This is a genomic window from Ochrobactrum vermis (genome assembly GCF_002975205.1).
Taxonomy (GTDB): Bacteria; Pseudomonadota; Alphaproteobacteria; order Rhizobiales; family Rhizobiaceae; genus Brucella; species Brucella vermis.
Genome location: NZ_PCOC01000002.1, coordinates 2046159 through 2060892 on the forward strand (window position 1 = coordinate 2046159; position 14734 = coordinate 2060892).

Genomic DNA, 14734 nt, shown 5'->3' on the forward strand with positions numbered 1-14734 from the left:
AAACGCTATCGACACCAAACAGGTAACGCAACCCGACAAGTTCCAGATGATCAGATCTTGAAGATGGATTGGTTTCAAATGTCGACAGCAACGCAGGCATTGGACACGATTGCAGAGCTGCAATTTCTGGAGAGCCGGATAAATACAGTTGGCTTTTCTCGAAGCAATCCTCGTCTTTATAATTCAATCAACGAGGCCGGTCGCGGTAAAATCCCATCGTCACCGGGCATTGGGAACGAGCCTTCGCCAGCTATCCGATGCTATCGGGTGGACACCATTACGATTGCCAAGGCAGAACTTGAAGAGCAAAGCCTTTATCTCACTCTCACGCGTTCATCTGTGGAATTCCAGAACAAGTATATTGTTCAGGCAGTCCTTACAGGCGATGCTACGTTCCAACACAATGGCTTCGATGTTTTCGTCGGGCCGGGCGACATGATTGTTATCGATACGTCGAAACCTTTAGCGGTGAAGTCCACCATTGGTAGCACACATACGGTCGCGATCTTGCCACGTGAGCTTCTTGAACGGTCGCTTTCAACTTCAGATCCGCACGGTATGGTTTTCAGTCAAGCGAAACCGACCACACGTCTTTTGATGGAATTTCTAGCCAGTCTTGTTGAAAATTCCAGCAACCTCACCAATCGCGAGGCCATGGCGGCACAGGACGCGTTGATATCGCTTCTGGTTGCCTGCTTAAACAGCGCAACAGAATGCACTGAAGAATCTACCGCGATCAATCTTTCGCTGCGTCGCCGGGTCTTGATCTATATCGACGCCAATCTGCTGAACCCCGCACTGAACCCTGATATGGTGCGCCGCGAACTCAATATATCACGCTCACATCTTTATCGCTGTTTCGAACGGGATGGAGGTGTGATGACGCTGATCCGGAACAAACGGCTCGCATTCGCGCATCGATTGATCGTTACAAACCAAGGCAAACGATTTACGTCGAAAGAACTCGCTTACATGTGCGGTTTCAACGATGGGAACCAGTTCACCAAAGCATTCAAGAGCTTCTTCAATATACATCCGAAAGATGCCATGGTTCTAGCGGACTAAATTTGATGTTTGATATCCGTTCGACATGGCCCTCGCGGAAGCATGGCTCGTCCTGACGCAGATAGAAGCCCAGATTTCTGTAAATGCTTTGCGCCTTGACAATCTCGACCAAATTGCAGTGCGACCATCTGGCATGTTATCCGGAATACTTGCCACTTTTCGTCGTCGAGCAATTGCACCTTGACGGACTTATCGAAATGGCGGCCCTTAGAGCGCGTTTCGATCTGACTGAATCAGATCGATACTCTAGCTATTTGGTCTAACGCGCATCTTTTCCGAAAACCGTTTCACACCTTTCGGGATGCGCTCTAAACATCCAAGCAGTCTCAGCTTCTTAACATTCAAAATGTTACTGCCGCCATCCTAGATGAAACGCTTGTGACGTTTCCAAACTATCTGCGCTTCACAACACATTCATAACTGCCAAATGAACACGGGAGGCACTGCCCACCTTTTTCGTCGCAGAAGACTCTGCATGTCCAGTAAGACCCATAATCGCAAAAGTCAGGCTTCATCTTTTTTGTCATAGCTGCAAATTTTAAAGTCGGAAGCGCGTTAGGGATTGTTGACACGCTCATCGGGCCCGAACTGGGTGCCGCATATACACCTACGGTGCCGAGCAAAATAAAACCGACAGCAAGAAAGGATAGGTGCGATTTCATGACGACCTCCTATAACAAGGTCCTGCTATCATGAGCCTGTTTTCAAATCGGTGCACACCCAATCCAGCTGGTGCAAGAATGTATTGGCAAAAAGGCATTGCGAAGTTGTCTTGATAAAACCGAACAGTAATAATCCGCCGATGATCTGGCGCTCGTCACAAAGGTCCGGTCAGCGATGACGTTCATAGAGCAATCGTGGAATGCTGTGTAGTCAGTGTAACTGCGTTCAAAAATAAGCCATCTCGTGCAATGGAAATTCTTGCAACGAAACCGTTATTCCTGTTCTGAAATATGCCCCCGGTATGGACCGGGGGCTTGAGTTCGCGGGAGGTTAAATCGTGTTGCCTACCAGTTGACCTTGAAGCCGATATTACCCTTGATGGCATAGCTGTCGGCGAAATGATTGAGCGACGTGTTGAGCGAGCCTTCGCCGTAGAACGCATATTTGTTGTCGGCCCAGGCGTAGGTGCCACCGGCACCGATGCCACCCCAAGTGCCATCATCATCGGTGAGCAGCGCAAGATCGAGAGGCAGAGAAGGTGTAGCTTGCCGCAAGACGGCAGTGATCGTCCGGCCATCATGCCGAATATTCTGAATCGCCAGTTTGCGGCGGATAGACCGAAACAGAAGTGGGTGGCCGATTTTACCAATCTATGAACGGCTGAAGGTTGGCTCTATGTGGCAGCTATCATCGAGCTGTTCTCTCGCCGTGTCGTCGACTGGTCGATGAATAACACTATGACCTCCCAGCTCGTGACCGACGCGCTGATCATCTGGCACGCAGGAAAGCCGGATGCGCGACTACATCACTCGGACCAGAGTAGCCGGTATATCAGCGAGCAGTCCAGCACTTCATGGCCTGACACGGCATCACCGGCTTAACTCGGCGCCCGAAAAACCAGCAGCAGGCCATGGTTTCAAATCTTATGTCCCTGTCGATCGGATGTTCAGTTCGAGAGATTTGGAGTTTGATTCGCGAGAGGTTAGTGACGCCGTCATACGCGCTAGATTATAAACCAATTCGCACCCAGTCGCAAAGCAAGCCAATCCCTAAATCATACCGCCAACCCGAACCTGTTGCAGTATCCGCGCCACATATCAGTTTCCGGCCAGCATCTTTGCAAGCATGAAGCCCGAGCCGGCACCGGTGCCAGCACCGGGCCAGTTGGAAGCACCGCACATATAAAGCGAGCGGATGGGCGTCTTGTAGCGCGAATAGCCTGCAATGGGGCGGAACAGGAAGTTTTGGTCAAGGTGATGTGAGCCGCTTAGATTATCACCACCGATAAGATTGGCGTTCTCACGCTCAAGGTCTGCGGGAGAAAAGACCGAGCGCGCCCGGATCATGCCGCCAATCCCGGGCGCATAGCGCTCGAGGATGCTTATGACCCGATCGGCATAGGCATCCTTCACACTGTTCCAATCTCCACCGGCGATCTCACCGATCGCGTCGCCCTTGATCTCTGCCGGGAGAACACGCACCTGTACCCACAGAACATGCTTGCCTTCCGGAGCACGCGATGGATCAATGGCCGTGGGCTGGCCAACCACAAGGGCCGGTTCTCCAGGCAGCAATCCATCCATAGCTTCCGCGTAAACGCGCGCCATCATGGCGAGGTCAGGGGCAATATGGACATAAGCGAAACGCTTGAGTTCAGCGCCCGCAGTCCAGTTTGGCAGCTCGTCCATGGCAAGATGGATCATCATCGTGCCGGGGCCGGCACGAAAAGCATTCGTCGCCTTGTGAACTTTTTGCGGAACAGCCGACTGGGGCAGCATGTCACTGCCAAACAGCACTTTGGGATTGAGATTGGCGATCACCGCTCGTTTCCCATTCAACGCGCGTCCGTCGGACAGAACCACACCCGTGGCCCTTCCGGCCTTGTCGAGACTGATCTTTTCAACACGCTGTCCAAGAATGAGTTGTCCACCCTTCTCCTGCAGGAGTCCCACCATCGCGCGAATGATCGTGTCGACTCCTCCTTTGCCGATGACCATGCCGAACGCCTGATTGGCCATTGACTCGAGATAGGGAAACAGCGCTCCGCCTGCGACGTCAGGTGCGAAGTCAAGATGCAGACCCCAAGCAGCCATCATGGCTTTGAGTTTGGGACTTTCAAAATTTGCGTCAAGAAAATCACGTGGCGTCGCCAGCAAAAGCTGTGCGACGCGCCAGAGATTATCCATACCGAGTGACCTGTAGGCCTTCCAGACTGTTCTTGCGGCGGCCAGAGACGGCATCGGCGAGCCGAGCAAGCCGAAAATATGCGGCGCATTGCGCTCAAAATCAGAGAGCATCGCCGCCCACGCCTCGGCATCAACGGGCGACAGCTCCGCAATCCGGGCATTCGTTACGGTCACATCGCTGGACACGCCAAGTTGGGTGCCATCGCGAAAGACACTGGCAAAGCAATCTTGTGCAGGTACGAACTCGAGACCGTGTGCTGCAAGATCTGCGGCGTAGGTTGCATGAAAAGCTGAGCCCGCGAACATCGACAGGTTCATGGCAGCCCAGTCATGACGGAAGCCCGACTCAGTCAGTTCCAAGGTCTTCACCGCCCCGCCAGGAGAAGCCGCTGCTTCGACAACAGCAACCCGCCAACCTTTTGACGCCAGATGCACCGCCGCAGCGAGGCCATTATGCCCTGCGCCGACGACGACCGCATCGAATTCCATGTCTTGTCCACCCATTTAGGCCCCCATTATTTTCAAATGCATATAATTGCGCAACTCTATGTCAGCAGAGCTTCTGACGTCTCAGATCTAGATCAAGAGGCTACCGGGTGTATACCGGGTGTATTGAAGGATCGAGAAGGTGGATACGTCGAAAAGTTCAACTTTGAGAGCAGGCATTTCATTGCATTCACATATGATATCTTTTAAGCTTCAAGGAAATTCATATCAAGCTTTTTCAAGAAGCGAATAAGGGGAAGTACATGTCGCAAAATTCTCTGTTGGACTTGAGGGAACGGGCTCGCCGATACGCGCGCTCGCACTGGTGACGAAGTAATCGATACAGGGCCAGCTTAGCAGGGCCTACCGGCCATTTTCTGGGGAGCGACGGCACAATGACGACACATGACTATATCGTGGTCGGCAGCGGCATCAACGCATTAGTAGCGGCCGCCATGCTTGGCAAAAAGGGCAAGAAGGTACTGCTGCTCGAGCGCAACGACCAGCTCGGCGGCTGCCTGCGTACCGAAGAGATCACTGTACCGGGCTTCCGCCACGACGTGATGGCAACAACCATGGTGCTGTTCCTGACCTCGCCCGCCTATGGCGTGCTTGGCAAGGATCTTGAAGCTCGCGGCCTCGAATTCGCCCATGCAGATCTGCCCACCGGCGTCATACTCGCCGACGGCAGACATGCGATCCTCTCCAAAGACCGCAAAGCCAACATCGCAACCTTCGATGCGCTGGCCGACGGCGACGGCAAGGCTTTTGCCCGCGAGATGGACCGGATGGGTGCCGATGCGCCTTTCATGTTCTCTCTGCTTGGCGGCTCGCTCTGGTCCGGTGGCATCTTCAAGACCATGCTGAAGGAGGCGTGGAAGCGCGGGGCCCGTAATCTCGCCGCGTGGTTCGGCGAGGCGCTCGTCAATGGCCGCCATCATCTCGAAACCACTTATCGGTCGGATGTGATGCGCGGGCTCCTTGCGCCTTGGGTGCTCCATTGCGGGCTCAATCCCGAAAGCACCTATTCTGCGGCAATGCTCCGGGTCATCGGCTTTGCCATCGAACTGGCGGGCTGCCCGATTGTCAAAGGCGGCGCCGACAATCTCGTCAAGGCGTTCGCGCAGCTCATCACGGACCAGGGCGGCACCATCCGTACCGGCGCGGATGTGGAGACAATAGTCGAAGGCCACAATGGCCAGGCGACGGGTGTCCGGCTTGCCAGTGGCGAGGTTCTGCAGGCGAAAAAAGGCGTCATTACCTCTGTCACGCCCAGCCAACTCTATGGCCGCCTTCTGAAGAACTCCGGCAAACCGCTGCCCTCAGCCGTTGCGGATGGGCTACAAACCTATCGCTATGGCAAAGGCAATATGCAGATTCACTACGCGCTCAAGTCGCAGCCACGCTGGAAGAGCAGCGAGGACCTGTCGAAAGTAGCACTTTTGCATCTTACGCCCGGTCTCAACGGCGTGTCCCGCGCGGCCAATGAATGTGACCGTGGCATGCTGCCTGCGGTGCCAACCATTTGTGTCGGCCAGCCGACCGCGCTTGACCCGTCTCGCGCGCCCGAAGGCCAGGCAATCCTCTGGTTGCAGTTACCGGAAGCTCCGCGACACATCGAAGGCGATGCTGCGGGAAAACTGAACACGCCTGCCGATGGCCGCTGGACCGACGAACTGCGCGAACAATATGCCGACCGTGTCGAGCGTATTCTCACCCAGCACACAGAAGGCTTTGCCGAGATGGTCATTGCCCGCAAGGCTTATTCACCAGCCGATCTTGAAGCGATGAATATGAACCTCGTGGGTGGCGACCCCTATGGCGGCTTCTGCGGCGTCGATCAGTTTTTCATCTGGCGTCCGTTCAAGTCGTCGGTGAATCACCGCACCCACGTGCCCGGTCTTTATCATATCGGCGCGTCGACCCACCCCGGCCCGGGATTGGGAGGCGGCTCCGGCATGCTGCTCGCGTCCTCGCTGAAATAGAATTGCAATATGACGAATGGCGAGTTGGGGCATGTGATACACCCCATCTGCAACTGAACTACTGAACACATGCAGAATCATATTTCTTTGCCTGCATATTCGAGAAACTGTGAGTACGAGCACTTCAAGCCCGCACTCGCAGCGATCTACGGGCGAAGCCGATAAAGAAGTAATATGCAAAAGCATATAGCTCGACCTGAAATTGCTCTCAGATTGTACAATTCGCTTGCCAGCTAATCGGAGCTATTTTAAGATTAAAGTATTCCGAACAATAAATATCCTGGCGAGTGGGGGAACACTCAAAAAAAGCCGGGACCAGGGGAACGCGGAGCAAAACATGACTGAATTCACCCGTCGCCAGACGCTGGGTATGGGCGCTGCTGTCTTTTTTTCAAGCATCCTGGCAGGACGCGCGCCGGTGCAGGCAGCCAAAGCCGACACGCTTACCATCGCTTTTAACGTCAATCTCCCGTCTTTCGACCCCACTGTCGGTCCGTCGGCGGTCAATCCGACGATCCAGGCAATTTACCGCTCGATCTTCGACCAGTATATCGGCCAGGATCCCGACCTCAAATTTGTCCCGGGACTACTGACTGCCTGGGGCTGGAACGATGACAAAACCAAGGTCTGGATGGATGTTCGCGAAGGCGTGACCTGGCATGATGGCTCGCCGTTCACCCCGGAAGACGTGGTGTGGGCACTGGAACGCGCTGCCAACGACAAGACCGGCAACCCGATCCAGTTCATCTGGTCCACAGCCGGCAACTACAAGATCGAAGGCAACAAGATCACTGGCGACGTGCTGCGGTTCGAACCCACCTATTTCATGTGGATGGCTTTCCTCACCGGTTACATCCTGCCCAAAGCCTATTACGAGAAGGTCGGTGCGGAAGGTTTTGAGAAGAAGCCCATTGGTACCGGCCCCTACATGGTTGACGCCTATGAAGGCAACGCCTTCCTGCGCCTCAAGGCTAATCCCAACTATTGGGGCGGCAAGCCAGCTTTCGAGACAGTCATCTTCAAGTTCGTGCCCGATGGTACCAGCCGGGTTGCCGAGATCGAGTCCGGCTCGTCCGATGTCACGCTGGAAATCCCCTATGAGGAATTCGATCGCCTGAAGGAAAAGAATGGTCTCGCAGGCGTCGCAACCCCGATCTCCGATATCGGCATGATCTTCCTTAACAATATCGAAGTCATGAACGACAAGAGCGTGCGCCTGGCCGCCTGTCACGCCGTCGACAAGCAAGCCATCGTCAAGCGCCTGCTGCGCGGCTATGGCGTACCGATCGATACGCTCGAAGCGCCGGAATATTCGGCCTACGATCCGTCTATCAAGGTTCCCTACGATCCCGAGCTTGCCAAGAAGCTGCTGGCCGAGTCCGGCTATTCGACCGACAAACCAGTAAAGTTCAAGATCCAGACCACGCGGGGCCTAAAGCCGAAGGACTACGAAATGGTTCAGGCCATCGTGGGCATGTGGCGCAAGGTCGGCATCGAAGCTGAGATCGAGGTCTACGAGATCGCCAAGCATTATGAGCTGCGCGCCGCCGACCAACTCGCGCCCGCTGCCTTCTACAACTGGGGCAATGCAATCGGTGATCCGACCACCTCAACAGGATTTGCTATGTTTGGCCCTTCCCCGCACTCGGTGTGGAACACGGATGACCTTGATGGCATGATCGCGCCACTATGGGGCGAGAAAGACGAGGCCAAGCGCATCGCCGGCTGGAAAGCCGTCTGCAAATATATTGCAGAGCAGGGTTACGTGCTGCCGTTGCTGCAATACGCACAGCCGATTGTTTACAAATCAACGCTGAAGGTCACCCCGAACGTTTCGGGCGCGCTGCAGCCGACCCTGATATCGAAGGCCTGATAGCATGTTGGCCCGGCACGCACTGTGCCAGCCTTCCATTGCTTGATTGATGTCCGGCCTGTTTGGCCGGACACACTCGTATAGTGTCTATGTCTGCCTGCGCGAGACTCCATAGCCATGCAATTGCTTGCTCTTTCTATCCTGAACCGTCTGGTTCTCGCGGCGGTGACCCTGTTTGGGGTCGCGGTCGTGGTTTTTGTTCTATTGCGCGTCGTTCCCGGCGACCCTATCGCCATGATGATTTCGCCGGGCTCTACACCCGAACAGATTGCGCAGCTTCGCGCGAACTACGGACTCGATGGCAGTATCTTCAGCCAGTTCACTATCTGGCTGACGTCACTGCTTTCAGGTGATTTCGGCACATCCATCTCGCTGCGCCGCAATGTTCTGGAACTACTGGCCGAGCGCCTACCAGCAACCCTTGAGCTCGCCTTCATCGCACTGGTCTTCGCTATTCTGCTCGGCGCCATCGTCGCCGTTGTCGGCACCCTCGTGCGTCGAACGCCGGTCGAGCCCGTCATTGATACAGTCAACGGCGTGGTGCTGGCTGTGCCCGACTTCGTCTGGGCACTGGCGCTTGTGCTATTGCTGGGTGTGTTCTTCCCCATATTGCCTTTGTCCGGGCGCATCGATCCAAGCGTGCAGAGCAATTTTGCTACCCCCTTCTATCTGTTCGAAAGCCTGCTACGCCTGCGCTTCGCGCAGTTCGCCGACATCGCTGCCCACATGACCATGCCCGTCCTGGCACTCGGTTTGCCGCTCGCGGCGATTATCGCCCGCGTCCTCAAAGAGGCGCTGCTCGAAGCCATGGTGCAGGACTATGTCCTGCTCGCCAAACTCAAGGGCATGTCCTCACTCCGGCTGGTGTTGCAGGAGGCGCTACGCAATGCCGTTGGCCCGACCATCGCACTGACCGGAGTGCAGTTCACCTTCCTGATCGGCGGCACAGTCATCGTCGAGCGCATCTTCGCCTATCCCGGCATCGGCAATATGGCAATCGACGCTGTCATCAACCGCGACCTGCCACTCATTCAGGGCCTTGTCCTCGTCTTTGGCGCCCTGTTCATCCTTATCAATATTCTGGTTGACGTCCTCGTCGCCGCATTCAATCCGAGGCTGCGCCATGGTTAAGTCACTGCGCGCGGCGCTTTCTGAACGCAAGGTAATCCTCGGCGGCGGCTTTATCCTCTGCCTGATACTGGTCGCCATCTTCGCGCCCTGGCTCGCCCCGAAGGATCCGCTCGAACAGGACCTGATGCTCGCCACACTGCCCCCCGCAGGTTATGCTGGTGCAGAACCCGGCTACTGGTTCGGCACCGACGATCTTGGTCGCGACGTGCTTTCGCGCCTGATCCACGGCACGCGCATCGCCCTGCTTGTCGCCTTCATCGCCGCAGGTCTTGCGGCACTGGTCGGCACCGCGCTCGGACTGCTCGCCGGGTGGTATCGCGGCTGGGTGGATGCTGTCATCTCACGTCTCGTCGACATCTGGATGGCATTCCCTCCGGTGCTGCTATCGATCCTGCTGGTCGCAGTCTTCGGCGCGGGCGTGCATTCGGTCATCGCGGCCATCGTCATCATCGACTGGACACGTTTCTGTCGCGTCGTCCGTTCGGAAACCATGGCACAGGCGCAAATGGACTACGTGACGGCAGCGAAGGTTCTCGGCTTCTCCCGTTTCAAGATCCTGATCGGCCAGATCCTGCCGAATGTCGGCCCGGTCCTGATTGCGCTTATCAGCCTGGAAATGGGCATCGCGGTGATCGTCGAAGCCATTCTTTCCTTTGTCGGCCTTTCCGTCTCCTCCGACACGCCTACCTGGGGCGGTATGATCGCGCAGGGCCGCCAGATCATCTATCAGGGATGGTGGGTGCTGGTGGCACCTCTCATAATGCTTTTCCTGACCGTTCTTGCTTTCAACCAGCTCGGCGACGGCCTGCGCCGCGCCCTCGACCCGATGATGCGCCGATGACCAAGCCCCTTCTCTCCATCAATAGCCTGTCGGCGGTCTCGGATCGGGACGGCGGCGCGCCCGTTCTTCGCGACGTCACATTGGCGCTCGGGCGCGGCGAGGTCCGCGGCCTCGTCGGTGAGAGCGGCGCTGGCAAGTCGACCATCGCCAAGGCACTGCTTGGCATCCTGCCACGTACGGTCCGCATTACCGGCGGCATCATCGATTTCGATGGCCGCGACCTGCTGACCATGCCGGCACCGCAATTGCGCCAGATCATGGGCAGCGAGATATCGCTGATCCCACAGGATCCCCAGACGGCGCTCAATCCGGGCCGTCGCATCGAGGCACAGCTAACCGATGGCTTGCGCCTCAAGCGCGGCCTGTCGCGCAAGGCCGCCCGCGAACGCGCGCTGACCTTGCTGGAGGAAGTGCATATCCGCGATCCGGAGCGGGTTCTGCGCGCTTATCCGCACGAGCTATCGGGCGGCATGCGCCAGCGCGTGTTGATTGCCTCGGCCTTTGCGCTCGAACCCAAGCTCGTGGTTGCCGACGAACCGACAACCGCGCTCGACGTGACCGTGCAAAAGCAGATCCTGCGCCTCATTCGCAGCATGCAGCGCGCTCATGGCACGGGCGTAATATTCGTTACGCACGATCTGGGCGTCGTCGCCCAAATCTGTGACAGCGTAACGCTACTCTACTCCGGCAAGGTGATCGAGCAGGGCAGCACCGCCGATGTCTTGCAGCGACCCAAACACATTTACACCAAGGCGCTGATGGCGGCTGGCCCGCGCTACGACCGCCCCGATAGTGGTCTGGAGCCGGTGCCGCAGTCGGTGTTCGAGCAACTGCGCGCCGAGATCGGAATAAGCTGATGACCAACATGCTTCTCACAGCTCGCGGCATCGAGGTCGCTTATGGTGCCGGCGGTATTTTCGGCAAGTCTGCTGGCCACAAGGTGCTGCATGGCATCGATATCGACATCGAACGTGGCGAAACGATCGGCATCGTCGGCGAATCGGGCTCTGGGAAAACGACGCTTGGCCGGGCGCTGCTGCGCCTCGTCGATACCTCCGCCGGCGAAATCCGGTTCGACGGTCAGGATATCACCCACCTACCCGATAGCAGGATGCGACCGCTGCGTCGGCGCATGCAGATGATTTTCCAGGATCCGATGGCGTCGCTCAATCCACGCCATTCCATTCGCCGTATCCTGGTGGAGCCGATGCTGCTGCACGGTTTGGCTACCAACGCCGCGGAGGCCGAGGCGAAGGTTCTCAAAATTCTCGACCGCTTCACTCTGCCCAAGGTCGTACTTGGCCGCAACGCCCACGAACTTTCGGGCGGCCAGCGCCAGCGAGTGGGCATCGCCCGCGCCGCCCTTCTCGAACCGGACTTCGTTCTGGCTGATGAGATCGTCTCCGGCCTTGACGTCTCGACGCAGGCACAGGTTCTCAACCTGATGAAGGACCTGTCGCGTGATATGGGCCTTTCCATGGCCTTCATCAGTCACGATCTCAGTGTCATCCGGGCTATCTGCGACCGCGTCTATGTGCTTCGTTTCGGCAAGGTAGTTGAGGCGGGGGCTTGCGAACAAGTCTTCGCTAATCCGAAGTCAGCCTATACGCGCGCTCTGCTCGACGCGATTCCGCTGCCGGAAATAGACCCGGAATGGCTCGAGCGAGAGGCACAACCTGAGACCCAGTAAAGTTTTCGCCATGACTTGGACTTGTTCGATGATCGTTCAGCGAAGACCGTGAACGGGGCCCGGATTTCATTAGAGAACTGGTTCTTGCCAATCATGCACGCGACCTTGATGCTCGCGAGATCCGCCGAAGCCGAATGAAACGCCGCGTTGTAAACGACAGCGAGGAATTCCAAACCGGTTTTTGCTGGTTACATATGCGCTTGTCTGAGATCGAGTGGAAACCTGACTGGCGGGTTTTGGCGACAAAGCCCGGATGGCAGATATCCCCGCCCCGTGATCTGACGCACTGCGTCACGCTTAAACTCTTCGCTGAAATTCGATATGCTCATGATGCTCTTCTCGCCTCAAAATTAGGAAGGGAGGCTTCTACAAATCTAGGAATTATTCAGGCCGAGTAGATACAACGACCTCTTGTAGCGCCAAACACATCGATGTATTGCAATGCAATTCTTTTTTAAAAGTGGATTTGCACCATGGATGACCCTGCCATTGAGGAGCGTAGTCGACTGTTCGTTGGCTCAGTAGAAAAATGCTTCAGAATAATCGAGGCTTTTTCCGGTGCCCGCTATTTTACCCTCGCCGAACTATGTGTACGCTCCGGCTTTGATAAAAGCACGGTTCAAAGGATGACCCACACCCTTGCCGAACTAGGCTATCTTGAACAATGCCCGACAACGCGTCGTTTTGCGCTTTCGAACCGGACGCTTGATCTGTCCTATCATTTCCTCCGCAACCATCCTCTTATTGAACGAGCAACACCAATGCTCATCGAGTTGCGGAGAGAATTCGATGAGCGCGTAGATTTGAGCCTATTTGACGGCAGTACCCTGGTTTATGCCCAACGCCTTCAAAGCCAGCGTGAGCATTACTACACCACGTTGGCGGGGCGGCGAATTCCCCTCTATTGTACGGCTGGTGGTCGAGCGGTGCTCTCTTGTCTCCCTGCCGACAAAGCAGAGGACATCGTGACCTCGGCAGAGAAACAATCCTTCACTCGTTTCACTCGCGTGAAGGATGATGATATCCTTGCTGAGATTGAAGCAACGCGGAAGCGCGGTTATGGCCTTGCGCGAAATGAGCTCATTGAAAATGAACTGGTGATCGCTACGGCGATTACCGACGAAAGTAATACCCCCATAGCTGCGGTGCATGTGGCCGCGAACTCTGCTCGTTGGACGGATAAGGAATTCGCGGACAAAGTCGTGCCCGGTATGCTCAGAGCAGTTTCATTCCTCAGATAGTGAAATCAGTACCGGATCGATCGGATGTTCTTTTGGGAAGCGACCGATCATCCACCCGCCATCGACCGCCAATGTATGTCCGGTTATGTAGGCAGCTTCATCGGACGCGAGAAACCGTATTGCTCGCGCCACGTCTTCGGGTTGCCCTAGCCTTCTGATAGGCGCTTGATCCACCAATATCTTGGTACGCCACGGCTGTGTATGAATTCGCTCCTGAACGAGCGGCGTTTCAATCAACCCCGGCGCGACAGCATTCACGCGTATTCCCGAGGGGCCCAGATCGTTGGCCATCTGCCGGGTCAATCCGATCAGAGCTGCCTTCGAAGTTGAGTACCCAGCACAGTTTTCAGCGCCTACAACACCAAAGACAGATGCAACGTTTACAATTGCTCCGCTCCGCCGTTGAGCAACAAAGCGCTTTGAGGCCCACCGAGACAGCCGAAACGCTGAAACAAGATTGACATCGAGATAGCGGTGCATCTCCTCATCGGTGGTATCCAAAGCATGATGACCTTTTCCGATGCCTGCATTATTGACCAGAACATCGATATCACCTTGCAGCTTTGCAAGAACATCGTCCAACTGCTCTGGCAATTCGGGATCAGATACATCCGCTATATGAGGCCATATGTTGTCTTCGCGCTCGCAAAGACGTTGAAGATCCTCAGCAAGCACGTCGACCGCAACAACGCGGGCACCAGCACGCACCAGGGCACGACATGTTGCCGCCCCTATGCCCCGTGCGCCACCGGTTACAACTGCCCATTTCCCTTGCAGCGACATATAGTCGACCTTCATGTCATCCTCCTTGATCAAAATGTCGGCGCCCCACCTACAGAGCGACCTCCATCCACGACGAGGACTTGCCCCGTAATAAAACTCGCACGTTCATCTGCAAAAAAGGCTACGGCATTGGCAATGTCTTCGGGGGTCCCCACCCGGTTGATTGGTTGTTCTGCAACCATGTCTTTCCACGCCTCGCCCCTGCTTAACAGCATGTCCGTAAGGATTGCTCCAGGCGCAACAGCGTTAACGCATATTGACCGATGAGCCAGTTCCAGGGCCAAAGACTTCGTCATGCTTATGACCGCTCCCTTTGACGCACTATAGTGGGCGGTGCCCCGGCCACCGAACGCGGCTCTCGAAGTCAGATTGATTATGCGACCACCATCAGGCATCGCCAGCAGAACATTTTTCGTGAAACGAAAAGTAGCCGAGACGTTGACGTTGTACTGTCGATCAAAGTCGTCACCGCTGATTTCGTTGAAGGGCTTCACGGAAAAGATGGCTGCATTATTGACAAGAACAACCGGGCTGATCCCAAGCTTACGCAGAAAATCCTGATGCGCACCCTCGTTTGTCAGATCGAAAGAAGCTCCAAAGGCATCACACCCGTCTTTCTGGACAAGCGCTACGGTTTTCTCAACAGACTCCGCGTCGAGATCACAACAAGCGACCTGAAAACCATCTAAGGCAAGCCTTCGGGCTGTAGCGCGACCAATCCCGCCGCCAGCTCCTGTCACGATTGCGAGTGCCATCTAAGACCCTTCCTCTTAACGTTGAACGACTTTTC

At 55.9% G+C, this 14734-nt stretch carries 11 protein-coding genes and 2 pseudogenes; 9 read left to right on the forward strand and 4 right to left on the reverse strand.

All coding sequences use genetic code 11. From position 1 onward, the window contains the following. The first annotated feature begins 78 nt into the window (after nt 1-78). Nucleotides 79-1065, forward strand: a complete 987-nt coding sequence (locus tag CQZ93_RS23735; RefSeq protein WP_181153461.1) for an AraC-like ligand-binding domain-containing protein — start codon at nt 79-81, stop codon at nt 1063-1065. A 1007-nt stretch (nt 1066-2072) separates the two neighbouring features. Here the strand turns inward: CQZ93_RS23735 and CQZ93_RS23740 are convergent. Beyond that, a pseudogene (locus CQZ93_RS23740) lies at nt 2073-2237 on the reverse strand (autotransporter outer membrane beta-barrel domain-containing protein); the annotation flags it as partial. 18 nt (nt 2238-2255) lie between these two features. Here CQZ93_RS23740 and CQZ93_RS23745 point away from each other — a divergent pair. Continuing rightward, nucleotides 2256-2567: pseudogene (locus CQZ93_RS23745) on the forward strand (DDE-type integrase/transposase/recombinase); the annotation flags it as partial. Nucleotides 2568-2825: 258 nt separating this feature from the next. Here the strand turns inward: CQZ93_RS23745 and CQZ93_RS23750 are convergent. Next, on the reverse strand, nt 2826-4418 hold the full coding sequence (locus CQZ93_RS23750) for a phytoene desaturase family protein (RefSeq protein ID WP_286154244.1): 1593 nt from the start codon (nt 4416-4418) through the stop codon (nt 2826-2828). A gap of 377 nt (nt 4419-4795) precedes the next feature. Here CQZ93_RS23750 and CQZ93_RS23755 point away from each other — a divergent pair, with 377 nt between their 5' ends. The 7 genes from CQZ93_RS23755 (at nt 4796) to CQZ93_RS23785 (ending at nt 13161) form a co-directional block, all read left to right on the forward strand. After that, nucleotides 4796-6385 (forward strand): phytoene desaturase family protein, encoded by a 1590-nt coding sequence (locus tag CQZ93_RS23755; protein ID WP_105544966.1) that lies wholly within the window; start codon nt 4796-4798, stop codon nt 6383-6385. A 337-nt stretch (nt 6386-6722) separates the two neighbouring features. Further along, a complete protein-coding gene (locus tag CQZ93_RS23760; RefSeq protein ID WP_105544967.1) occupies nt 6723-8258 on the forward strand; it encodes an ABC transporter substrate-binding protein in 1536 nt (511 codons plus the stop codon). Between the two features lie 123 nt (nt 8259-8381). Beyond that, on the forward strand, nt 8382-9389 hold the full coding sequence (locus tag CQZ93_RS23765) for an ABC transporter permease (RefSeq protein WP_422616115.1): 1008 nt from the start codon (nt 8382-8384) through the stop codon (nt 9387-9389). Then, nucleotides 9382-10230 (forward strand): ABC transporter permease, encoded by an 849-nt coding sequence (locus tag CQZ93_RS23770; protein ID WP_105544969.1) that lies wholly within the window; start codon nt 9382-9384, stop codon nt 10228-10230. The genes CQZ93_RS23765 and CQZ93_RS23770 overlap by 8 nt, the downstream gene beginning before the upstream one ends. Then, entirely contained in the window at nt 10227-11087 is an 861-nt protein-coding gene (locus tag CQZ93_RS23775; RefSeq protein WP_105544970.1) for an ABC transporter ATP-binding protein, read from the forward strand. Before CQZ93_RS23770 ends, CQZ93_RS23775 begins: the two co-directional genes overlap by 4 nt. Continuing rightward, complete coding sequence (locus CQZ93_RS23780; protein WP_105544971.1) at nt 11087-11920, forward strand: ATP-binding cassette domain-containing protein; 834 nt, start codon at nt 11087-11089, stop codon at nt 11918-11920. The genes CQZ93_RS23775 and CQZ93_RS23780 overlap by 1 nt, the downstream gene beginning before the upstream one ends. 473 nt (nt 11921-12393) lie before the next feature. Beyond that, nucleotides 12394-13161 carry an IclR family transcriptional regulator gene (locus tag CQZ93_RS23785; RefSeq protein WP_105544972.1) on the forward strand — a complete coding sequence of 256 codons (768 nt, stop codon included), beginning with the start codon at nt 12394-12396 and terminating at the stop codon, nt 13159-13161. On the opposite strand, the gene CQZ93_RS23790 is transcribed toward CQZ93_RS23785, so the two are convergent. Beyond that, a complete protein-coding gene (locus tag CQZ93_RS23790) occupies nt 13147-13959 on the reverse strand; it encodes an SDR family NAD(P)-dependent oxidoreductase (RefSeq protein ID WP_105544973.1) in 813 nt (270 codons plus the stop codon). The two genes, CQZ93_RS23785 and CQZ93_RS23790, sit on opposite strands and share 15 nt — an antisense overlap. Nucleotides 13960-13973: 14 nt before the next feature. Beyond that, nucleotides 13974-14699: an SDR family NAD(P)-dependent oxidoreductase gene (locus CQZ93_RS23795; RefSeq protein ID WP_105544974.1), complete on the reverse strand. Its 726-nt coding sequence runs from the start codon at nt 14697-14699 to the stop codon at nt 13974-13976. Between the last annotated feature and the right edge of the window lie 35 nt (nt 14700-14734).

What these genes read in the sequence shown, in the direction of transcription:
- CQZ93_RS23785 (WP_105544972.1), top strand. Translation starts at nt 12,394, where the DNA reads ATGGATGACCCTGCCATTGAGGAGCGTAGTCGACTGTTCGTTGGCTCA.
- CQZ93_RS23755 (WP_105544966.1), top strand. Translation starts at nt 4,796, where the DNA reads ATGACGACACATGACTATATCGTGGTCGGCAGCGGCATCAACGCATTA.
- CQZ93_RS23735 (WP_181153461.1), top strand. Translation starts at nt 79, where the DNA reads ATGTCGACAGCAACGCAGGCATTGGACACGATTGCAGAGCTGCAATTT.
- CQZ93_RS23760 (WP_105544967.1), top strand. Translation starts at nt 6,723, where the DNA reads ATGACTGAATTCACCCGTCGCCAGACGCTGGGTATGGGCGCTGCTGTC.
- CQZ93_RS23770 (WP_105544969.1), top strand. Translation starts at nt 9,382, where the DNA reads ATGGTTAAGTCACTGCGCGCGGCGCTTTCTGAACGCAAGGTAATCCTC.
- CQZ93_RS23775 (WP_105544970.1), top strand. Translation starts at nt 10,227, where the DNA reads ATGACCAAGCCCCTTCTCTCCATCAATAGCCTGTCGGCGGTCTCGGAT.
- CQZ93_RS23780 (WP_105544971.1), top strand. Translation starts at nt 11,087, where the DNA reads ATGACCAACATGCTTCTCACAGCTCGCGGCATCGAGGTCGCTTATGGT.
- CQZ93_RS23750 (WP_286154244.1), bottom strand. Translation starts at nt 4,418, where the DNA reads ATGGGTGGACAAGACATGGAATTCGATGCGGTCGTCGTCGGCGCAGGG.
- CQZ93_RS23790 (WP_105544973.1), bottom strand. Translation starts at nt 13,959, where the DNA reads ATGAAGGTCGACTATATGTCGCTGCAAGGGAAATGGGCAGTTGTAACC.
- CQZ93_RS23795 (WP_105544974.1), bottom strand. Translation starts at nt 14,699, where the DNA reads ATGGCACTCGCAATCGTGACAGGAGCTGGCGGCGGGATTGGTCGCGCT.